This is a genomic window from Variovorax sp. GW821-FHT09D04 (genome assembly GCF_059416405.1).
Window position 1 is genome coordinate 164,668 of the sequence record NZ_JBWKPA010000002.1, and the last position, 18,951, is coordinate 183,618.

Sequence of the window (18,951 nt, forward strand, 5' to 3'; positions counted from 1 at the left end):
GCGACCGCGCCGTGCCGCGCACCGGGCGTCTCCAAAGAGGTAACGAAGAAGCAAGTCACGCCACCACCCTCCGCAAACTGCTCACGTCATCCACAGTCCCAAGGTAAGCCTCGATGACACGCGAATCCGCTTGCACCTCGCGAGGCGACCCCGTAGCCAGCACCTCGCCCTGATTCATGGCAAGCACGCGATCCGACACCTTGGAAACAAGCGACATGTCGTGCTCGACCATCAACACCGACACCCCCAGCTCATGCTGGATGTCCTGAATCCAGAACGCCATGTCCGCCGTCTCCTCGACATTGAGCCCCGAAGAAGGCTCGTCGAGCAGCAGCAGCTTGGGTTCGGTGCACAGCGCGCGCGCCAGCTCCACCACCTTGCGCACGCCGTAGGGCAGCCCCGCCACCATCGAGTCGCGGTAGTGCTGCAGGTCGAGCAGGTCGATCACCTGTTCCGCCTTCTCGCGCGCCGCGATCTCGGCGCGGCGCGTGGCCGGCGTGAAGAACACCTCGCTCCAGAAGCCGGTCTGCCGGTGCGTGTGACGCCCGATCAGCAGGTTGTGCAGCACCGTCGCATGCTCGAACAGTTCGATGTTCTGGAAGGTGCGCGCAATGCCCAGCGCGGCAATCGCGTGCGGCGCCTGCTGCGTGAGCGCGATCGCCCCACCCGCCTCGCCATGCCAGGTGATCTCGCCCGTGGTCGGCGTGTAGATGCGGCTGATTAGGTTGAACACCGTTGTCTTGCCCGCGCCGTTCGGGCCGATGAGCGTGAACACCTCGCCGCGCCGCACGTCGAAACTCACCTTGTTGACCGCGAGCACGCCGCCGAAGCGAACGCTCAGGTCCTTGGCCGACAAAAGAATGTCGTTGCTCATCTCAGCCGATCCGATTTGGTGAACGACTTCTGCCGCTTGAACAAACCCTTGCGGTAGAACGGAAAGAGCTGCAGCCAGGTGCGGATCTTGAGCCAGCGCCCGTACAGCCCCAGCGGCTCGAACAACACGAAGGCGATCAGCACCAGCCCGTACACCAGCCCCTGCAGGCCGGGCGCCTGCCCGACCACCGCCGGCAACCAGTCCTTGCCCATCGAGATCAGCTGCGGCATCGCGATGAGAAAGATGGCGCCGAGGAACGCGCCGTGCACCGAGCCCAGCCCGCCGATCACCACCATCAGCAGCAGGTCGATCGACTGCAGGATGTTGAACTGGTCCGGCGAGATGAAGCTCAGCTTGTGCGCATACAGAGCCCCGCCCAGACCCGCGAGCGCGGCCGAGATCGCGAACGACATCGTCTTGTAGCGCGCCAGGTGGATGCCCATGCTCTGCGCCGAAATCTCCGAATCGCGGATCGCCACGAAGGCACGCCCCGTCGGCGAGCGCAGCAGGTTCAGGATGCCCAGCGTGGACACCACCGCAACCACCAGGCACAGAAAGTAGAAGCCCTCGCCCGAGCCCAGCGACCAGCCGAACAGCTGCGGCGACTTCACATGCAGGCCCGCATTGCCGCCCGTCACGCTTTCCCAGCGCGCGAACACCTCCTCGACGATGAAGCCGAAGGACAGCGTCGCGATGCCCAGGTAGATGCCCTTCACGCGCAGCGCCGGCATCGCCACCACCACGCCCACCGCCGCCGACAGCGCGGCCGACGCCAGCAGCGCGAGCGGAAACGGCACGCCCATGTTCGTCAGCACGCCCTGCGTGTACGCGCCCGTTCCGAGGAACGCCGCATGCCCGATGGAGAACTGCCCCGTGAAGCCCGCCAGCAGCATCAGCCCCAGGCCGACGATGCCGTAGATCAGCACGAAGGTCAGCTGCGCGAGCCAGTACTCGTCGATGACCCACGGTGCGACGAGCAGGAAGGCCACGAGCAGGCTGTACCAGAGCACGTGGCCGCCGTGCCGCGCGAGGCGGATGTCCTGGTCGTAGCTGGTCTTGAAGATGAAGCGCATATGAGACTTACACCTTCTTGCGCAGCTTCTCGCCGAACAGACCGTTCGGCTTGATCATGAGCATCAGCAGCACCACGATGTACGGCGCCGTGTCCTTGAAACCGTCGGGCAGATAGAAGCCCGCGAACGACTCGACGATGCCGATCACCAGCCCGCCGACGATTGCGCCCGGCAGGCTGCCGAAGCCACCGACCACCGCGGCAGGAAAGGCCTTGAGCCCGATGAAGCCCATGTTGGCGTGCACGAAGGTGATGGGCGCCAGCAGCATGCCGGCAATGGCCGCCACGGCGGCGGCGAGCCCCCACACCAGCCCGTTGAGCCGCTTCACCGGAATGCCCATGTAGTAGGCCGCGAGCTGGTTCTGCGACGAGGCCTGCATCGCGATGCCCAGCTTGCTGTAGCGGAACATGGCGTACAGCAGGCCGCACAGGATCGCGGTAGCGATGATGATCACGAACTGCTCGAGGTTCACCACCAGCTCGCCGAGCTTCCAGATCTGGTCCTTGTAGGGCACCGCCAGCGTGTGGGTGTCGGTGCCGATGCCCGGCACCATGGTGATGAGGCCGCGCGCCACGTAGGCGATGCCGATGGTCAGCATCACGATCGAGAACTGCGGCTGCCCGAGGATCGGGCGGATCACCACCAGCTCGAGCAGCACGCCGAAGGCCGCCATGGCCACCACGGCCAGGAGCGCCGCAAGCCAGAACGGCATGCCAAAGAGCGACATGCCCGCGAAGGCACCGAACGCGCCGAGCATCATCAGGTCGCCCTGCGCGAAGCTCACCGTTTCGGTGGCCTTGTAGATCAGCACGAAGCCCAGTGCGATGAGCCCGTAGATGCACCCTTGTGCGATGCCCGACAGCAGGAGTTGGAGGATCTGCATGCGATGCCGTCCCGCCTGCGCTTACTGCCGGAACCCGCCGGCCGCGTCGTGCAGCGCGAGGCGGCGCGAGCCCGCCACGATGTCGCTGGGCTTGAGCCCGTAGACCTGGCGGATCGAATGGCTGAAGTGCGTGGAATCGGGGTAGCCGGTGTCCAGCGCGATGTCGGTCAGCGTGCCGCTCTGGTGCACGTAGCGCAGCAGGCTGCGCGCCCGCTTCCAGGCCCGGAAGCCGCGAAAGGCCATGCCCGTCTCCTGCTTGAACAGGTGCAAAAAGCGCGAGAACGACAGGTGCACCGAGGCCGCGCAGTCTTCCGCCGAGGCGGGCGCGGCCGGGTCGGCCACGAGCATGTCGACCACCTTGCGGATGCGCGCGTCGAGCGGGCGCGGCGTGAGCGGGCCGTCGAAGAACAGCGCGTCGAAATCGAAGCCGTCGAAGTCGATGCCGCGCGCCGAGGCCGCCAGCAGGTGGGCATGGACCTCGCGCATGCGCTGCACGAAGGCCGGCGCATCGACCGGGCCGCAGTGCTGCAAGAAGGCCGGCATGCGCGCGGGATCGACCGACTCCGATTCGATCAGCAGGTTGAAGATCAGCGGGCAGGCGCTCTCGACCTGGTGCGGCACGTGCGGCGGCACCACGATGAACTCGCCGCTTTGCCAGGCCCCGCCGCCGATGCGGATGCGGTTGGGCGGCGCACCGGCGGGCGACACGTACACGCCGTGCCCGCCCATGGCGCGCTCGGCCGCGGCGCCGAGCAGCCCGGCGTAGAAGACGCGCTGCGGCGTGAGCCACATGAGGCGTTCGCCCTGCCGTGCATCGCCGCCCGAAGGCGTCGACGTCCTGGTTCGCTGCATGGTGTCTGTCTCCTGCATCGGTCGACGACGTCCGACCGGGGGGTGGCGTCGTGTTCGCTGGATCGTAGCGGCGGGGGCCTTGCGCGCGGCATCCATTTGCGCGGGGACTTTCCCTAGGCCGACGCGAACGCGCGGCGCAGTTCCGCCGCGCACAACGCGACGGCGGTGTGGGCCTCGTCGAGCACCTTGCCCATGGTGATGAAGCCATGGATCTGGCGCTCGAAGCACACGTAGTTCGCACGGTTGCCGGCGGCCGTGAGCGCCTCGGCATACGCCGCGCCTTCGTCGCGCAGCGGGTCGTAGCCGGCCGTGAGCACGAGCGCCGGCGGCAGGCCCGACAGGTTGGTGTGCAGCAGCGGCGAGGCGCGCCAGTCGAGGTCGTGCTTCGCGTCGGTGATGTAGTGGTCGTGGAAGTAGGTCATCGTGTCGCGCGTGAGCAGGTAGCCCTGCCCGTTCGCCTGGTGCGACGGATGGCCGCGGCGCATGTCGGTGGCCGGGTAGATCAGGAGCTGGAACACGATCGGCAGGTCGCCCGCATCGCGCGCGGCGATCGACGCCACGGCCGCGAGGTTGCCGCCCGCGCTGTCGCCGCCCACCGCGAGGCGGCTCGCATCGAGCCCCAGCGCGGCGGCCTCGCGGCGCACCCAGCGGGTGGCGGCGAGCACGTCGTCCACGGCGGTGGGAAAGCGGTGCTCCGGCCCCATGCGGTAGTCGACCGCGACCACCGCGCAGCCCGCGCCGTTGGCCAGCTCGCGGCACAGCACGTCGTGCGTGTCGAGGTCGCCGATGACCCAGCCGCCGCCGTGGTAGTACACGAGCACCGGCAGCGGGCCCGGGCCTGCGCCGAGCGGCTTGTACAGCCGCACCGCAATGGTGCCGTGCGGCCCGTCGGCGGCGAGGTCGCGCACCTCGGCGACCTCGGGCGGCAGCGGCTGCGTGGCGGTGCGGCGCTCGCGGTAGTAGGCCCGCGCGTCGGCGGGCGACAGGGTGTGGGTCGGCGGAATGCCGCGCGCTTCGATGAAATCCAGCAAGGCGCGCGCCTGGGGATGCAGCATGGTGTCTCCGGTGAATCGAACGGAGCGCTCAGTGTGGAGGGCGGGGCGCCTGCGGGGTATCCGCATGCACCCGCACCCGACCGGCGTCCTGGCGACAAGACCCGCACCATGCCCGCACCGCTGCGGGGTCGCTTGCGAAAACTGGCTACCGGGGCCCGGCTCGCGGGTTCACCCGGAGGGTTCGGTCGCTCAGGCCGTGCGCGGCTTCACGCGCGAAGCGGCTTCCTTGGCCAGCTGGCGCGCCGTGTCGGTGTCGGCCGCATGCACCAGCGCCACGCCCATGCGGCGCTTGACGAAGCTCTCGGGCTTGCCGAACAGGCGGATGTCGCTGCCCGGCACCTGCAGCGCCTCGGCCACGCCGTCGAAGGCGATGCCGGTGGCGTCCACGCCGCCATAGATCACGGCGCTGGCGCCCGGGCTCTTGAGCGAGGTGTCGACCGGCAGGCCGAGGATGGCGCGCGCATGCAGCTCGAACTCGTTCTGCCACTGCGTGGCCATGGTGACCATGCCGGTGTCATGCGGGCGCGGGCTGACTTCGCTGAACCAGACCTCGTCGCCCTTCACGAACAGCTCCACGCCGAAGAGGCCCTGGCCGCCGAGGTCGGCCGTGACGGCCTGTGCGATCTGCTGCGCCTTCTGCAGCGCGGCCGGCGCCATGGGGTGCGGCTGCCAGCTTTCCACATAGTCGCCGCTCACCTGCACGTGGCCGATGGGGTCGCAGAACTTCGTTTCGACGGCGCCCGCCGCGTCTTTCGCGCGCACGGTCAGCAGCGTGATCTCGTAGTCGAAGTCGATGAAGCCCTCGACGATCACGCGGCCATGGCTCACGCGGCCGCCGGCCATGGCGTAGTCCCAGGCCTTCTGCACGTCGGCGGGGCCGTCGATCTTGCTCTGGCCCTTGCCGGAGCTGCTCATCACGGGCTTGACGATGCAGGGGTAGCCGATGCCGCCGTCGATGGCGGCCTGCAGCTCGGCCAGCGAATCGCAGAACTTGTAGGGGCTGGTGGGCACGCCCAGCGTCTCGGCGGCCAGGCGGCGGATGCCTTCGCGGTCCATCGTGAGGCGGGCGGCGCGGGCCGTGGGAATCACGCGCACCACGCCCGCGTCTTCCAGCTGCTGCAGCATGGGCGTGGCGATGGCCTCGATCTCGGGCACCACCAGCGTGGGCTTCTCGGCCTCGATGAGCGCCTTGAGCTGGTCGGGGTCGCTCATGGTGATGGTGCGCGCGTGGTGCGCCACCTGCTGGCCGGGGGCGTTCTCGTAGCGGTCGACCGCGATGGTCTCGACACCCAGGCGCTGCAGGGCGATCAGCACCTCCTTGCCGAGCTCGCCGGAGCCGAGCAGCATCACGCGGGTGGCGGAAGGGGACAGGGGAGTGCCGAGGGTGGTCATGCGAGGGCTCGAAAAAATGGGGTTGAAAACAATCGCAGCACTGTAAGCCACCCCGGGCCGGTGTCGCCCAAGGGAACGGCGGGCCCATCGGGCTGCTTCACAATTACCGCCATTGCGTGACGGCGGCCCCGCGGCCGCCCTCGCCTCCGATTTTCTTTTTTTGTTTCAAGGAGCATTTTTCATGACGATTCAGACTGTGGGCATCATCGGCGCCGGCACCATGGGCAACGGCATCGCCCAGGCCTGCGCGGTGTCGGGCGTCAACGTGGTGATGATCGACGTGGCCCAGGCCGCCGTCGACAAGGGCATCGCCACCATCTCGGGCAGCCTCGACCGCCTCATCAAGAAGGAAAAGCTCACGGCCGAGCAGAAGGCCGCCGCGCTGGCGCTGATCAAGGGCTCGACCGACTACAACGACCTCAAGGGCGCGCAGCTCGTCATCGAGGCCGCCACCGAGAACCACGCGCTCAAGCTCAAGATCCTCAAGCAGGTGGACGAGCTGGTGGGCCCCGAGGTGATCATTGCGTCGAACACCTCGTCGATCTCGATCACGCAGCTGGCCGCCGCCACCTCGCGCGCCGACCGCTTCATCGGCATGCACTTCTTCAACCCGGTGCCGATGATGGCGCTGGTGGAGCTGATCCGCGGCTACCTCACGAGCGACGCCACGCACGACGCCGTGAAGGCGCTGGCCGAGAAGCTGGGCAAGTCGCCCATCACGGTGAAGAACGCGCCGGGCTTCGTGGTCAACCGCATCCTGGTGCCGATGATCAACGAAGCCTTCTTCGTGCTGGCCGAGGGCCTGGCCACCGCCGAGGACATCGACGCCGGCATGAAGCTGGGCTGCAACCAGCCCATCGGCCCGCTGGCCCTGGCCGACATGATCGGCCTGGACGTGTGCCTGGCCGTGATGGAGGTCTACCTCGAGCAGTTCGGCGATTCCAAGTACCGCCCCTGCCCGCTGCTGAAGGAAATGGTCGCCGCCGGCCAGTTGGGCCGCAAGACCGGCCGCGGCGTCTACACGTACTGATCCGCAGCGCCACGACGACAACAACAAGGAGACAAGACCGATGACTGCGACCCCCACCACCCCGCCCGCCGAAGGCTGCATCGACACGCAGGTGCTCGACCACGTGCTGCTGATCGGCATCAACCGCCCCGCCAAGCGCAACGGCTGGACGCCGCCGATGTTCAAGCAGCTGGCCGAGGCCTACACGCGGCTGGACGACGACCCGAGCCTGCGCGTGGGCGTGCTGCATGCCTTCGGCGACCACTTCACGGCGGGCCTGGACCTGCCGGCGGTCACCGAGTACATGAAGCGCGGCGAGAAGGCGATTCCGGCCGGGCTGGTGGAGCCGCACGACTTCGGCCTGGAGGGCTACCGCCGCCGCACCAAGCCGATGGTGGCGGCCGTGAAGGGCATCTGCTTCACGGTGGGCATCGAACTCATGCTGGGCGCGGACATCGTGGTGGCGGCCGACAACTGCCGCTTCTCGCAGATGGAAGTGCAGCGCGGCATCATGGCCACGGGCGGCGCCACGCTGCGCATGGCCGAGCGCGCGGGGCTGGGCAACGCGATGCTGCACCTGCTCACCGCCGACGAGTTCGGCAGCGCCGAGGCCTATCGCCTGAACTTCGTGCAGAAAGTGGTGCCGGCCGGCCAGGAGCTGGACGAAGCGCTGCAGATCGCGCAGCGCATCGCGGCCCAGGCGCCGCTGGCCGTGCAGGCCACGCGGCTCAACGTGCTCAAGGCGATCGAACATGGGCCGCTGGCGGCCGTGGCGGAATTCATCGAGACGCAGAAACGCCTGTCGAACAGCGAGGACGCGGCCGAAGGCGTGCGCTCCTTCATCGAGCGCCGGCCTGCGCGTTTCAGCGGCCGTTGAGGCCATTGAAGCTGTTGCTTCCCGTTCCCCTTCCGTCGTCCACTGGAGCCCGTTGCATGCATGCTGTCCGTTCCCTCGTGCCCTTCTTCTTTCAACGCACGGCGCTGGCCGCCGCCTTCACCCTTCTTGCCGTGAACACCAGCCTCGCCCAGACCCCGCCGGCGCCCGCGCTGCCCGATCCCGCCGCCACCTCGGTCGAGGCGCTGGGCTGGATGCAGGGCTTTCCGCCGCCGCCCGACAAGCAGATCACCTTCGACAACCCGGTCGGCGGCGTGTACCCGCGCATCCGCTGGAGCTTCTCGCACGTGCGCGAGACGGTGCCCACGGCCAACGTGTGGCGCGGCCCCGGCGCCGCCAGCCCGCTGCCGGCGGCCACGCCGCGCATCGACATCGAGGCCGTGCGCTTCCAGCCCATGGGCGGCGGCGAGGCGCAGACCTTCGGCCAGATGATCGCGCGCACCTACACCGACGGCATCCTGGTGCTGCACCGCGGCCAGGTGGTCTACGAGAAATACTTCGGCGCGCTCACGCCCGAACGGCCGCACCTGGCGATGTCGGTCACCAAGTCGTTCGTGGGCACACTGGCGGCCATCCTCGCGCAGGAAGGCACGCTCGACCCGTCGGCGCCGGTCACCAAGTACCTGCCCGAGCTCAAGGACACGGCCTACGGCGACGCCACCGTGCGCCAGGTGATGGACATGACCATCGGCGTGCGCTACTCCGAGAACTACGCCGACCCGAAGGCCGAGGTCTGGGACTATGCGCGCGCCGGCGGCATGCTCACGCAGGGCGCCAACTACACGGGCCCGAAGTCGTTCTACGAATTCCTCGCCACGCTCAAGAAGGAAGGCACGCACGGCGATGCCTTTGCCTACAAGACGGTCAACGCCGAGGTGCTGGCCTGGATCGTGCGCCGTGCGTCCAACCGCTCGCTGGCCGACCTGCTGAGCGAGAAGATCTGGCGCCGCATCGGCGCCGAGCAGGACGCGTACTTCATGGTCGACCGCATCGGCACCGAGTCGGGCGGCGGCGGCCTGAACACCGTGCTGCGCGACATCGCGCGCTTCGGCGAAACACTGCGCAACGGCGGTCGCGCGCCCAACGGGCAGCAGGCGATCGCCAAGGCCGTGGTCGACGACATCCAGCGCGGCGCCGACCCGGCCAAGTTCGCGAAGGCGGGCTATGCGCTGCTGCCGGGCTGGAGCTACCGGAACATGTGGTGGGTCTCGCACAACCCGCACGGTGCGTACATGGCGCGCGGCATCCACGGCCAGAGCATCTATGTCGATCCGAAGGCCGAGATGGTGATCGTGCGCTACGCCGCGCACCCGATCGCCGCCAACGCGGGCAACGACCCGCTCACCCTGCCCGCCTTCCAGGCCATGGGCGAGGCGCTGATGAAGCCCGAGCCGTAATGAGGCGGTGAGAAGAAGGAAGACGGGTCAGCCGGCCGCCGCCGGGGCCCGCGCCTTCGCGATGACGAGCAGGCCGTCCATGATCAGGCTCTCGACCAGTTCGAAGTCCCCGTTCATGGCGGGCGCCATCTTCCAGCCCGCGCCGCCGGTCATGAAGCAGGCCGGCTCGGCGCCGCAGTGCGAGCGCACGTGCTGCACCATGCGCTCGACCGCGCCCGCGATGGCGTAGGTGCCGCCGCTGGTCAGCGCGTCGCTGGTGTTGGTGGGAAATTCACGCACCTCGCCGGTGGGCACGTGCAGGCCCGCCGTGCCCGACTCGAGCGCGCGCAGCATGATGCCGTGGCCCGGCAGGATCAGGCCGCCCAGGAACTTGCCGCTGGCATCGATCGCCTCCACGGTGACGGCCGTGCCGATCAGCACCACCACCATCGGCCGCTCGGGCCCCTGCGACAGCATGCGGTGGCGCGCGCCGATCATGGCCACGAAGCGGTCGGCGCCCAGCCGCGTCGGATGGTCGTAGCCGTTGACGATGCCGGCCTCGCCCGCGCTCGACACCACCCAGCGCGGGGCGCAGTCGAAGCGCTCGGTGATCTGCTCTTCGGCGCGCCGCCGCAAGGTGTCGCCGGCCACGACGCAGCCCAGCATGGAACCGGGCGCCGGCAGGTCGGCCCAGGGGCCATCGGCCAAGCGTTCGATGTGGTCGAGAAACTCGGCACCATGGGCCTGCAGTGCCGCACCGGGGAAGGCCCCCTCGTAAAGCGCCCACTTGAGCCGGGTGTTGCCGATGTCGATGGCGAGGAAGGGGGAAGACATGCGCGCGATTATTGCGACTTTGTTGTTATTCCTGCTGGCGCCTCTTTGACAGTCGCGGCGCGGGCCTACGCGGAGGGTCCCGGTTCCACCGCTACATTCGCCTTTTCCATCCACCACGGCACAAGGAGAAAACCATGGGATTGCTCAGCTTCATCAAGGAAGCCGGTGAAAAACTGTTCGGCGGTTCGTCGGCCCAGGCGGCCACGCCCGATGCGAACACGGCAGCTGCCGCGGCCATCAAGACCTACATCGAGACCCAGAACCTCGGCCTCACCGGACTGGAAGTGACCTACACCGCCAGCAGCGGCGTCGTCACCCTCGCGGGCCAGGCGCCCTCGCAGGAAGCCAGCGAGAAAGCCGCGCTCGCCGCGGGCAACGTGGCCAACGTGACGAGCGTGGACAACAACCTCGTCGCCCCGGCCGCGCCGCCCGCCCAGTACCACGACGTGGTGCGCGGCGACACGCTCTCGGCCATCTCGAAGAAGTACTACGGCGACGCCAACAAGTACAACGCGATCTTCGAGGCGAACAAGCCGATGCTGTCGCACCCCGACAAGATCTATCCGGGGCAGAAGCTGCGCATTCCGGCGCTCTGATCACCGCAACGGCGCCTCGCTAGGCGCCGTTGTGCCGCCAGGCCCCTGGCGACACGCCGTACTCGCGCTTGAACGCGCGGTTGAAAGCGGCTTCCGATTCGTAGCCCACGCCTTCGGCGATGCGCGCCAGGTTGCCCTGGTCCTTGCGCAGCATGCCGGCGGCCAGGACCATGCGCCAGCGCGCCAGGTAATGCATGGGCGGCGCGCCCACCAGTTCGGTGAAGCGGTCCGCCAGCACGCTGCGCGACACGTGGATTTCCTGCGCCAGTGCGTCGACCGTCCAGTTGCGCGCGGGCTCGGCGTGCATCAGCGCCAGGCAGCGGCTCACGTGGGGGTCGCGCAGGCCCGCCAGCCAGCCCGGGTTGTTGGCGGGCATGGATTCGATGTAGCCGCGCAGCACTTCGGTGAACAGCACTTCCGCCACCTTGGCGGCCACCATCTCCGAACCGGGCGCGTGCGAAGCCGCATCCCCCAGGACGAAGTTGACCGACTGCTCGATCCACGGGCCTGCCGGCCTGCTGCGCAAGGGCGTGGTGAACAGGCGCGGGATGTTCGCCATGACGGGGTTGGGCGCGTCGCCTTCGTACGCGAACCAGCTGCACACCAGCAAGGTGCGATCGCCCTGGCCGCCGTAGCGCACGCGCTCCAGCTCGGGCGCCCGCGGACTCACCACATGCGACATGTCGATGGCCGCATGGTGCAGGCCACTGCCCAGTGCATGCGAGTCGCCATGCGGCACGGCGATCACGTCGCCGGCGCACGCACGGACCGGCGCCTCACCGTCGACCTGGGCCCAGCATTCGCCTTGCAGCACGAGGTGGCAGATGGCCAGGCGCTGTGCGCCGGGCTTGAGCACCTGCGCGATGTCCGCGCCTCTGGGTACCTTGAAGCACCAGGGTGCATACATGTCCCCGTTCAGGAACAGCGCGCCCTCCAGGCGGATGGTCCGCAGCACGTCCGACAAGACATCCATGGTCACCTCCCGGCTAGCGAGGGCGGGGTTCCGGACAACAAGTCCGGCGAGACGGGCAATACAGGACGGCTTCGCGTCGGCACCATAGGTCCTGGTCGCCTTCGACCGATTCTAGACAGGAGTACCGCCATGCCCAAGTTCGTCATCGAGCGAGAGATCCCCGGCGCCGGCCAGTTCACTGCGGCGGACCTGAAAGCCATCTCGCAAAAATCCTGCGGCGTGCTCAGCAGCATGGGCACCGACATCCAGTGGATCCACAGCTACGTGGCCGACGACCGGATCTACTGCGTCTACCAGGCCACCGACGAGGCCCTGGTGCGCCGGCACGCGGAGCTCGGTGGCTTCCCGGCCAACCGCGTGGACCGGGTGTACAGCGTGATCGACCCGGCCACGGCCGAGTGAGGCGGGCGGCGCGCTCTAGTTCTGGCGCCAGGGCAGCCCGCGCCGGCGCCAGCCACCGGTCAACCCGCGGTGCCCGTTCTCGTCCGGGTTGCCCTCGAAGCCTTCGAGGATGTTGTAGGCCTGCGCGCCCAGCTCGGTCGCCCGCTTCGCCGCCGCGATCGAGCGCACGCCGCTGCGGCACAGCAGCACCAGCTTCTTGCCGCCCTCCGCGGCGGCGCGCACGCCGTCGTCGAACGCCGGGTTGATCGCCATGCCCGGCCACTGCTTCCAGGCCAGCGGCACGGCGCCGGGCACGTAGCCGACCCACTCGCGCTCGGCATCGGTGCGCACGTCCACCAGCACGGCCTCGCCGCTCGCCATCCACTGCGCCGCCTGCTCGGGCGTCACGTCGCCGGCGTAGCCTTTTTCTCCAACGGGTTCACTCATGGTTGCTTTCTCTCTCGAATCTCTAGGGTAAGCCCGGAGCCTTTGGCGGCTGGGGGCGATCGATCTGCACGCCGGATGATGGAATTTTTCACCGGTTCGTGAAAACCCTGTTTGTCACAAGGTGTGGCGCGCCAAAGATGGTGGTCGCGGCCAGTCGAAACCATAACGTGAAGACGACGGCCTGGGTGTTCCGGTCAGAGAACTATATGGAGAGACACATGACAGACAGCAAATCGCCCCGCCGTCGCAGCCTTCTTAAGGGCGCGGCGGTGGCCGCAGGCGCGATGTCCGCGCCGATGGTCAGCATGGCCCAAACCACGTCGCTGCGTTTCCAGAGCACCTGGCCGGCGAAGGACATCTTCCACGAGTACGCCAACGACTTCGCCAAGAAGGTGAACGACATGGCGGGCGGGCGCCTGAAGATCGAGGTGCTGCCCTCGGGCGCCGTCGTGCCCGCCTTCCAGCTGCTCGAAGCGGTGAACAAGGGCACGCTCGACGGCGGCCACGGCGTGGTGGCCTACCACTACGGCAAGAACTCGGCGCTGGCGCTGTGGGGTTCGGGCCCCGGCTTCGGCATGGACGCCAACACCGTGCTGGCCTGGCACAACTACGGCGGCGGCAAGGCGCTGCTCGACGAGATCTACAAGAGCCTGAACATGGAAGTGGTGTCGTACCTGTACGGCCCCATGCCCACGCAGCCGCTGGGCTGGTTCAAGAAGCCGGTGGCCAAGGTCGAGGACATGAAGGGCCTGAAGTTCCGCACCGTGGGCCTGGCCGTGGACATGTTCACCGAGATGGGCACGGCGGTGAACCCGCTGCCCGGCGGCGAGATCGTGCCCGCGCTGGACCGCGGCCTGATCGACGCAGCCGAGTTCAACAACGCCTCGAGCGACCGCGTGCTGGGCTTTCCCGACGTGGTGAAGAACTGCATGCTGCAGAGCTTTCACCAGTCGGGCGAGCAGTTCGAGGTGCTGTTCAACAAGGGCAAGTACGCCGCGATGCCGCAGGAGCTGCGCTCCATCATCGACTACGCCGTGCAGGCGGCCAGCGCCGACATGAGCTGGAAGGCGGTGCAGCGCAACTCGCAGGACTACGCCGACATGAAGAAGGCCGGCATCAAGTTCTACAAGACGCCCGACGCCGTGCTGCGCGCCCAGCTCGCGGCTTGGGACAAGACGGTGGAAAAGAAGGCCAGCGAGAACCCGCTCTTCAAGAAGGTGCTGGAGTCGCAGCGCGTGTTCGCCGAGCGTGCGCTGCAGTGGCAGAACGACTATGGCGTCGACTTCAAGATGGCCTACAACCACTACTTCGGGAAAAAGAAGAGCTGATGCTTCCCGTCGGCGCGCACGTCGTTCCTGCGCGCGCCTTCCCCCCGCACAGGGGGCAACACCGGTGGCCCGGCATCGCCGGCGCCACGGTGTTCCATGAACGGGCCTCGCCCATGCTGCTGCCGCCATGACCATCCAACGCTTCCTCCACGCCGTCGACCGGTTCAGCATGCTGGTGGGCAAGACCTTCTCGTGGCTCATCGTCGCGCTGATGCTGCTGGTGTGCGGCGAGGTGTTCAAGCGCTATGCGCTGAACGCGCCCACGGCCTGGATCTTCGATGCCAACAACATGCTGTACGGCACGCTCTTCATGATGGGCGGCGCCTACACGCTCTCGCAGGCCGGCCATGTGCGCGGCGACTTCTTCTACGGCAGCATGAAGCCGCGCACGCAGGCCGCGCTCGACCTCGTGCTGTTCGCGGTTTTCTTCCTGCCCGGCGTGGTGGCGCTCACCTGGTCGGGCTGGACCTACTTCGGTGAATCGCTCGCGATGCGCGAACAGACCTTCAACGCCGACCCGATTCCGGTGTACCCCTTCAAGTTCGTGATTCCCGTGGCCGGCGCGGTGCTGCTGGTGCAGGGCCTCGCCGAGATGGTGCGCTGCGTGCTGTGCCTGAAGACCGGCGTGTGGACGCCGCGCCTGAAGGACGCGGAAGAAATGGACGTGGTCGGCGACCAGCTCGCCGGCAGCAGCTACGTGAACGAGGCCGACAAGCGCGAGGTGATCGAGAAGGCCCACGCCATCGAACAGGCTGCGCAGCAACGCAAGAGCGACACGACGGGAGGCGCAGCATGAGCGAACCCGCACTCGGCCTGCTGATGCTGGGCCTGATCGTCTTCGTGATCATGCTCGGCTTCCCCACGGCGTTCACGCTGATGGGGCTGGGCATGTTCTTCGGCTTCATCGCCTTCTACGACCCCGCCTCGCCCTGGCTCGACAACAAGGTTTTCGACCTGATGGTGCAGCGCGCCTTCGGGGCCATGACCAACGAGACGCTGCTGTCCATTCCGCTCTTCGTGCTCATGGGCTACGTGATGGAGCGCGGCGCGCTGGTCGACAAGATGTTCCACAGCGTGCAGCTCGCGTTCCGCCGCGTGCCGGGCTCGCTGGCGGTGACCACGCTCATCGTGTGCACCTTCTGGGGCATTGCGAGCGGCCTGGTGGGCGCGGTGGTGGTGCTGATGGGTGTGATCGCGATGCGCCCCATGCTCAACGCGGGCTACGACACGCGCCTGGCGGCCGGCGTGATCACGGCCGGCGGCACGCTGGGCATTCTCATTCCGCCCTCGGTGATGATCATCGTGTACGCGGCCGTGGCCGGGCAGTCGGTGGTCAAGCTCTATGCGGCGGCGATGTTCCCGGGCTTCTTCCTCGCCCTGCTGTACCTGATCTACGTGATCGGGTGGGCCGTGCTGCAACCGAAGGTGGCGCCCAAGATGCCGATCGACCAGCAGCGCGCACCGATCACGCCGTGGGTGGCCCACCTCGCGGCCAGTTACTCCCCGCGCATGCTGCCCGCGCTCGCCGCGGCCGTGGTGGCGCCGGGTCGCGCCTTGCGCGGCGCGGTCGAGGGCGTGCGCCTGAGCTGGTGGATGCTGCTGCGCGGCCTGCTGAGCGCGCTGGTGCCGCTGGCGCTGGCCGCGGTCACGCTGGGTTCGGTGTGGTGGTACGTGACCATCTACTCGCAGAAGGACAACAACGCGGCCGCCCCGGTGGCCACGCAGCAGGCGACGCAGAAGACCGGCGAGCCCGCCGCCGCCGCGCCGGCCGTCGCCGAGCCGTCCGGCACCGGTCTGGCCGAGCCGCCGAGCACCGACGAACCCGCGAACACCACCGAAAGCAGCGGCCTGCAGGAGCCGCCCGGCGGCGTCGAGGAGCCTCCGGGCAGCGAGCCCGCCGCCGCCCCTGCCAGTGAAGGTGGCCTGCAGCAGCTGGGCGACGCGGTCGAGGCGCCCAAGACCGCCGCGGTGCCCGATGCCTTCTACTCCGGCTTCTGGGTGGCCTGCCTCTTCACGCTGGCGCTGCTGGGCTGGTACTACTGGCGCATGGACGCGGAGCAGTTCGAGATCCTGCGCATGCTGGTGTCATCGGTGATGCCGCTGGCCACGCTCACGCTGGTGGTGCTGGGCGTGATCCTGTTCGGCATCACGACCGCCACCGAGTCGGCGGCGGTCGGCGCGGCCGGCGCCTTCCTGATGGCGTGGCAGGCCGGCACGCTGAACTTCAAGAAGATCAAGGAGGCGGTGTTCCTCACGCTCAAGACCACCTCGATGGTCTGCTGGCTGTTCGTGGGCTCGGCGCTGTTCTCGGCGGTGTTCGCGCTGCTGGGCGGCCAGCGCATCGTCGAGGAGTGGGTGCTGAGCATGAACCTGTCGCCGCTGCAGTTCCTGCTGCTGTCGCAGGCGATCATCTTCGTGCTGGGCTGGCCGCTGGAGTGGACCGAGATCATCGTGATCTTCGTGCCCATCTTCCTGCCGCTGCTGGCGCACTTCCAGATCGATCCGCTGCTGTTCGGCGTGCTGGTGTTCGTGAACCTGCAGGCGGCGTTCCTGTCGCCGCCGGTGGCGATGTCGGCCTTCTATCTGAAGGGGGTGTCGCCGCCGCACGTGACGATCAACCAGATCTTCGCGGGGATGATGCCGTACATGCTGATCGTCATCCTGTGCATGGTGTTCATGTACATCTGGCCGGGGCTGACGCTGTGGCTGCCGCAGTACCTGTACGGCTGAACGCGCGCGCCTTCTCAGGCTGAGGCCGGGCGCCGTGCGAAGCGGCGGCGCTCGAGCAGCTCGAACAGGCCCATGCCCAGCAGCATGGCGCCCACGAAGACCAGCGCCTTGACCTCGCCCGTGCCGAGCGAGACCAGCGCGGGCCCGGGGCAGAAGCCCGCGATGCCCCAGCCGACGCCGAACAGCAGGCTGCCGCCGACCAGGCGGCGGTCGATGTGGCGCAGGCTGGGCAGCGTGAGCGGCCCTCCGAGCAGCGACTCCTTGCGACGGCCCGCGAGCAGGAAGCCGGCGGTGCTCACCGCCACCGCGCCGGCCATCACGAAGGCGAGCGACGGGTCCCAGGCCCCGCCCACGTCAAGAAAGCCCAGGATCTTGGCCGGGTTGGCCATGCCGGAGACGATGAGGCCGAGCCCGAAGACAAGGCCGGCGAGCAAGGAAGCAATGGCGGTCCACATGGCAGGTCTCCCGATTCAGAGGTTCAACAGGTGGCGCACCACGAACACCGTGGCGAACCCCGCGGCCATGAACGCCAGCGTGGCGACCAGCGAACGCGGCGAGCGCCGCGCCAGCCCGCACACGCCGTGGCCGCTGGTGCAGCCCGCGCCATAGCGCGTGCCCACGCCCACCAGCAGGCCGGCCAGCGCGAGCGTGCCGTAGCCCGCGTCGATCTGCGCCGCGGGCAGCACGGCGAACAGCCCGTAGACGAGCGGTGCGCCGACCAGCCCGAGCACGAAGGCCGCGCGCCAGGCCATGTCGCCCTTCATGGGGCGCAGCAAGCCGCCCAGCACGCCGCTGACGCCGGCGATGCGCCCGTTGAGCAGCACGAACATCGCGGCGGAAAGTCCGATGAGCACGCCGCCGGCCAGTGCGGCCCAGGGCGTGAAATGAGGCCAGTCGATGGTGGGCATCTTCAGTTCTCCTTCGGGCAGTAGAGGCGGTACAGCACCGCCAGGATCTCGAGCAGGGCCGGGTCGGCCACGCGGTAGTAGATGTTCTTGCCCTCGCGGCGGGTGTCCACCACGCCTTCGGTGCGCAGCACCGACAGCTGCTGCGACAGGGTCGGCTGGCGGATGCCCAGCGTGCTTTCGAGGTCGCTCACGCACATCTCGCCCTGCGAGAGCTGGCACAGCAGCAGCAGCCGGGCCTCGTGGGCCAGCAGCTTGAGCACGGCGACGGCCTGGCCGGCGGCGCTGCGCAGCAGTTGGGGGTCGATGGCGTGGGTCGGGGTCTTCATGGGGAATTACAGTTCGCGAAATAACATTATATGAATTCATATAATATTTGTCGCTTGATTGATTGAATGAGTGCCTGGCTTCCAGGCACCGCAGAAGGAGCGCCGATGACCCCGACCCCCATGCCCCCACGCGCCACCACCCAGGCCTTCTTCGATCCCGCGACGGGCACGGTGTCCTACGTGATCTGGGACCGTGCGACGAAGCGCGCCGCCGTCATCGACCCGGTGCTCGACTACGACTTCCGCTCCGGCCACACCGACACCGCCTCGGCCGACCGCCTGCTGGCGTACGTGCGCGCGCAGGCGCTGCAGGTCGACTGGGTCCTGGAGACTCACGCGCACGCCGACCACCTCTCGGGCGCGCGCCATGTGCAGTCACAGGCCGGCGGGCGCATCGCCATCGGCGAGCACATCCGCACGGTGCAGGCCACCTTCCGCAGCCTCTACAACCTGGAACGCGACTTCCTGCCCGACGGCAGCCAGTTCGACCACCTGTTCCAGGACGGCGAGCGCTTTCACATCGGTGAGATCGAGGCGCAGGCGCTGCGCGTGCCCGGCCACACGCCGGCCGACATGGCGTACCTCGTCGACGACGCGGTCTTCGTCGGCGACACGCTGTTCATGCCCGACCTGGGCAGCGCGCGCGCCGACTTTCCGGGCGGCGACGCGCGCGAGCTCTACCGCTCGATGCGCCGGCTGCTCGCGCTGCCGCCCGAGACCACGCTGTACGTCTGCCACGACTACCCGCCCGCCACGCGCGAGCCGCGCTGGCAGAGCACGGTGGCGCAGCAGCGTGCCCACAACATCCACGTGCGCGACGGCATCGGCGAAGACGCGTTCGTGCGCATGCGCACCGCGCGCGACGCCACGCTCGAAGTGCCGACGCTGATCCTGCCGTCGATGCAGGTCAACGTGCGCGGCGGCCGCCTGCCGCCGCCTGAAGACAACGGCGTGGCCTACCTGCGCATTCCGCTGAACACGCTGCCGGGCCACCGCCCACGTGCCACGCCGGGCTGAGG

Annotated in this window: 21 protein-coding genes; 9 read left to right on the forward strand and 12 right to left on the reverse strand. The window is 68.3% G+C overall.

Annotation, left to right across the window (positions count from 1 at the left end; genetic code table 11):
- Positions 1-55 precede the first annotated feature (55 nt).
- The 6 genes from AC07O4_RS06995 to purT all read right to left on the reverse strand — a co-directional run bounded on the left by AC07O4_RS06995 (position 56) and on the right by purT (position 6,129).
- Positions 56-874 carry an ABC transporter ATP-binding protein gene (locus AC07O4_RS06995; protein ID WP_495304097.1) on the reverse strand — a complete coding sequence of 273 codons (819 nt, stop codon included), beginning with the start codon at positions 872-874 and terminating at the stop codon, positions 56-58.
- Positions 871-1,947 carry a branched-chain amino acid ABC transporter permease gene (locus AC07O4_RS07000; RefSeq protein WP_062478791.1) on the reverse strand — a complete coding sequence of 359 codons (1,077 nt, stop codon included), beginning with the start codon at positions 1,945-1,947 and terminating at the stop codon, positions 871-873. The genes AC07O4_RS06995 and AC07O4_RS07000 overlap by 4 nt, the downstream gene beginning before the upstream one ends.
- 7 nt (positions 1,948-1,954) lie before the next feature.
- Positions 1,955-2,830 carry a branched-chain amino acid ABC transporter permease gene (locus tag AC07O4_RS07005; protein ID WP_062478794.1) on the reverse strand — a complete coding sequence of 292 codons (876 nt, stop codon included), beginning with the start codon at positions 2,828-2,830 and terminating at the stop codon, positions 1,955-1,957.
- A 21-nt stretch (positions 2,831-2,851) separates the two neighbouring features.
- Positions 2,852-3,682 (reverse strand): helix-turn-helix domain-containing protein, encoded by an 831-nt coding sequence (locus AC07O4_RS07010; protein WP_095950254.1) that lies wholly within the window; start codon positions 3,680-3,682, stop codon positions 2,852-2,854.
- 113 nt (positions 3,683-3,795) lie between these two features.
- Positions 3,796-4,737, reverse strand: a complete 942-nt coding sequence (gene lipP1 / locus AC07O4_RS07015) for a LipP1 family hormone-sensitive lipase (protein WP_493195310.1) — start codon at positions 4,735-4,737, stop codon at positions 3,796-3,798.
- 189 nt (positions 4,738-4,926) lie between these two features.
- Positions 4,927-6,129: a formate-dependent phosphoribosylglycinamide formyltransferase gene (purT, locus tag AC07O4_RS07020; protein WP_495266511.1), complete on the reverse strand. Its 1,203-nt coding sequence runs from the start codon at positions 6,127-6,129 to the stop codon at positions 4,927-4,929.
- 181 nt (positions 6,130-6,310) lie between these two features.
- Here purT and AC07O4_RS07025 point away from each other — a divergent pair, with 181 nt between their 5' ends.
- The 3 genes from AC07O4_RS07025 to AC07O4_RS07035 are packed head-to-tail and all read left to right on the forward strand — an operon-like array spanning position 6,311 to position 9,430.
- Complete coding sequence (locus AC07O4_RS07025; protein WP_062478806.1) at positions 6,311-7,159, forward strand: 3-hydroxybutyryl-CoA dehydrogenase; 849 nt, start codon at positions 6,311-6,313, stop codon at positions 7,157-7,159.
- A gap of 40 nt (positions 7,160-7,199) precedes the next feature.
- On the forward strand, positions 7,200-8,015 hold the full coding sequence (locus tag AC07O4_RS07030) for a crotonase/enoyl-CoA hydratase family protein (protein ID WP_095950258.1): 816 nt from the start codon (positions 7,200-7,202) through the stop codon (positions 8,013-8,015).
- A gap of 56 nt (positions 8,016-8,071) precedes the next feature.
- Complete coding sequence (locus AC07O4_RS07035; RefSeq protein ID WP_095950259.1) at positions 8,072-9,430, forward strand: serine hydrolase domain-containing protein; 1,359 nt, start codon at positions 8,072-8,074, stop codon at positions 9,428-9,430.
- A gap of 27 nt (positions 9,431-9,457) precedes the next feature.
- Here AC07O4_RS07035 and AC07O4_RS07040 read toward each other — a convergent pair whose 3' ends face one another.
- Positions 9,458-10,243, reverse strand: coding sequence for a type III pantothenate kinase (locus AC07O4_RS07040; protein ID WP_487847428.1), 786 nt, complete (start codon positions 10,241-10,243; stop codon positions 9,458-9,460).
- Positions 10,244-10,377: 134 nt separating this feature from the next.
- Here AC07O4_RS07040 and lysM point away from each other — a divergent pair, with 134 nt between their 5' ends.
- Positions 10,378-10,839, forward strand: coding sequence for a peptidoglycan-binding protein LysM (gene lysM / locus AC07O4_RS07045; RefSeq protein WP_062478819.1), 462 nt, complete (start codon positions 10,378-10,380; stop codon positions 10,837-10,839).
- Positions 10,840-10,858: 19 nt separating this feature from the next.
- Here lysM and AC07O4_RS07050 read toward each other — a convergent pair whose 3' ends face one another.
- On the reverse strand, positions 10,859-11,812 hold the full coding sequence (locus tag AC07O4_RS07050) for an AraC family transcriptional regulator (protein WP_495304099.1): 954 nt from the start codon (positions 11,810-11,812) through the stop codon (positions 10,859-10,861).
- 129 nt (positions 11,813-11,941) lie between these two features.
- Here AC07O4_RS07050 and AC07O4_RS07055 point away from each other — a divergent pair, with 129 nt between their 5' ends.
- Positions 11,942-12,214 (forward strand): DUF4242 domain-containing protein, encoded by a 273-nt coding sequence (locus AC07O4_RS07055; protein ID WP_095950262.1) that lies wholly within the window; start codon positions 11,942-11,944, stop codon positions 12,212-12,214.
- A gap of 15 nt (positions 12,215-12,229) precedes the next feature.
- On the opposite strand, the gene AC07O4_RS07060 is transcribed toward AC07O4_RS07055, so the two are convergent.
- Positions 12,230-12,640: a rhodanese-like domain-containing protein gene (locus AC07O4_RS07060; protein WP_062478826.1), complete on the reverse strand. Its 411-nt coding sequence runs from the start codon at positions 12,638-12,640 to the stop codon at positions 12,230-12,232.
- Between the two features lie 218 nt (positions 12,641-12,858).
- Here AC07O4_RS07060 and AC07O4_RS07065 point away from each other — a divergent pair, with 218 nt between their 5' ends.
- The 3 genes from AC07O4_RS07065 (at position 12,859) to AC07O4_RS07075 (ending at position 16,698) form a co-directional block, all read left to right on the forward strand.
- Positions 12,859-13,968 carry a TRAP transporter substrate-binding protein gene (locus AC07O4_RS07065; RefSeq protein ID WP_495304101.1) on the forward strand — a complete coding sequence of 370 codons (1,110 nt, stop codon included), beginning with the start codon at positions 12,859-12,861 and terminating at the stop codon, positions 13,966-13,968.
- 127 nt (positions 13,969-14,095) lie between these two features.
- Entirely contained in the window at positions 14,096-14,764 is a 669-nt protein-coding gene (locus AC07O4_RS07070) for a TRAP transporter small permease subunit (protein WP_495304104.1), read from the forward strand.
- Positions 14,761-16,698 (forward strand): TRAP transporter large permease subunit, encoded by a 1,938-nt coding sequence (locus AC07O4_RS07075; protein WP_495304105.1) that lies wholly within the window; start codon positions 14,761-14,763, stop codon positions 16,696-16,698. The genes AC07O4_RS07070 and AC07O4_RS07075 overlap by 4 nt, the downstream gene beginning before the upstream one ends.
- 14 nt (positions 16,699-16,712) lie before the next feature.
- Here AC07O4_RS07075 and AC07O4_RS07080 read toward each other — a convergent pair whose 3' ends face one another.
- From AC07O4_RS07080 to AC07O4_RS07090, 3 genes are read right to left on the reverse strand one after another with little or no spacing between them, the layout of a single operon-like run.
- Positions 16,713-17,153, reverse strand: coding sequence for a DUF6691 family protein (locus tag AC07O4_RS07080; protein WP_495304106.1), 441 nt, complete (start codon positions 17,151-17,153; stop codon positions 16,713-16,715).
- Between the two features lie 15 nt (positions 17,154-17,168).
- Entirely contained in the window at positions 17,169-17,606 is a 438-nt protein-coding gene (locus AC07O4_RS07085; RefSeq protein ID WP_369630483.1) for a YeeE/YedE family protein, read from the reverse strand.
- A 2-nt stretch (positions 17,607-17,608) separates the two neighbouring features.
- Positions 17,609-17,932 (reverse strand): ArsR/SmtB family transcription factor, encoded by a 324-nt coding sequence (locus AC07O4_RS07090; RefSeq protein ID WP_062478840.1) that lies wholly within the window; start codon positions 17,930-17,932, stop codon positions 17,609-17,611.
- Between the two features lie 105 nt (positions 17,933-18,037).
- Between AC07O4_RS07090 and AC07O4_RS07095 the strand changes: the two genes are divergently transcribed.
- The gene (locus tag AC07O4_RS07095) at positions 18,038-18,949 is read left to right on the forward strand and encodes an MBL fold metallo-hydrolase (protein WP_495304108.1); all 912 of its coding nucleotides are present in this window, start codon (positions 18,038-18,040) and stop codon (positions 18,947-18,949) included.
- Positions 18,950-18,951: the final 2 nt, after the last annotated feature.

Excerpts from the sequence above, each read along its gene's own strand:
- AC07O4_RS07000 (WP_062478791.1), bottom strand. The coding sequence starts at position 1,947 with ATGCGCTTCATCTTCAAGACCAGCTACGACCAGGACATCCGCCTCGCG.
- AC07O4_RS07070 (WP_495304104.1), top strand. The coding sequence starts at position 14,096 with ATGACCATCCAACGCTTCCTCCACGCCGTCGACCGGTTCAGCATGCTG.
- purT (WP_495266511.1), bottom strand. The coding sequence starts at position 6,129 with ATGACCACCCTCGGCACTCCCCTGTCCCCTTCCGCCACCCGCGTGATG.
- lysM (WP_062478819.1), top strand. The coding sequence starts at position 10,378 with ATGGGATTGCTCAGCTTCATCAAGGAAGCCGGTGAAAAACTGTTCGGC.
- AC07O4_RS07085 (WP_369630483.1), bottom strand. The coding sequence starts at position 17,606 with ATGCCCACCATCGACTGGCCTCATTTCACGCCCTGGGCCGCACTGGCC.
- AC07O4_RS07075 (WP_495304105.1), top strand. The coding sequence starts at position 14,761 with ATGAGCGAACCCGCACTCGGCCTGCTGATGCTGGGCCTGATCGTCTTC.
- AC07O4_RS07050 (WP_495304099.1), bottom strand. The coding sequence starts at position 11,812 with ATGGATGTCTTGTCGGACGTGCTGCGGACCATCCGCCTGGAGGGCGCG.
- AC07O4_RS07025 (WP_062478806.1), top strand. The coding sequence starts at position 6,311 with ATGACGATTCAGACTGTGGGCATCATCGGCGCCGGCACCATGGGCAAC.
- AC07O4_RS07040 (WP_487847428.1), bottom strand. The coding sequence starts at position 10,243 with ATGTCTTCCCCCTTCCTCGCCATCGACATCGGCAACACCCGGCTCAAG.
- AC07O4_RS06995 (WP_495304097.1), bottom strand. The coding sequence starts at position 874 with ATGAGCAACGACATTCTTTTGTCGGCCAAGGACCTGAGCGTTCGCTTC.
- AC07O4_RS07090 (WP_062478840.1), bottom strand. The coding sequence starts at position 17,932 with ATGAAGACCCCGACCCACGCCATCGACCCCCAACTGCTGCGCAGCGCC.
- lipP1 (WP_493195310.1), bottom strand. The coding sequence starts at position 4,737 with ATGCTGCATCCCCAGGCGCGCGCCTTGCTGGATTTCATCGAAGCGCGC.
- AC07O4_RS07010 (WP_095950254.1), bottom strand. The coding sequence starts at position 3,682 with ATGCAGCGAACCAGGACGTCGACGCCTTCGGGCGGCGATGCACGGCAG.
- AC07O4_RS07055 (WP_095950262.1), top strand. The coding sequence starts at position 11,942 with ATGCCCAAGTTCGTCATCGAGCGAGAGATCCCCGGCGCCGGCCAGTTC.
- AC07O4_RS07005 (WP_062478794.1), bottom strand. The coding sequence starts at position 2,830 with ATGCAGATCCTCCAACTCCTGCTGTCGGGCATCGCACAAGGGTGCATC.
- AC07O4_RS07030 (WP_095950258.1), top strand. The coding sequence starts at position 7,200 with ATGACTGCGACCCCCACCACCCCGCCCGCCGAAGGCTGCATCGACACG.
- AC07O4_RS07035 (WP_095950259.1), top strand. The coding sequence starts at position 8,072 with ATGCATGCTGTCCGTTCCCTCGTGCCCTTCTTCTTTCAACGCACGGCG.
- AC07O4_RS07080 (WP_495304106.1), bottom strand. The coding sequence starts at position 17,153 with ATGTGGACCGCCATTGCTTCCTTGCTCGCCGGCCTTGTCTTCGGGCTC.
- AC07O4_RS07060 (WP_062478826.1), bottom strand. The coding sequence starts at position 12,640 with ATGAGTGAACCCGTTGGAGAAAAAGGCTACGCCGGCGACGTGACGCCC.
- AC07O4_RS07065 (WP_495304101.1), top strand. The coding sequence starts at position 12,859 with ATGACAGACAGCAAATCGCCCCGCCGTCGCAGCCTTCTTAAGGGCGCG.
- AC07O4_RS07095 (WP_495304108.1), top strand. The coding sequence starts at position 18,038 with ATGACCCCGACCCCCATGCCCCCACGCGCCACCACCCAGGCCTTCTTC.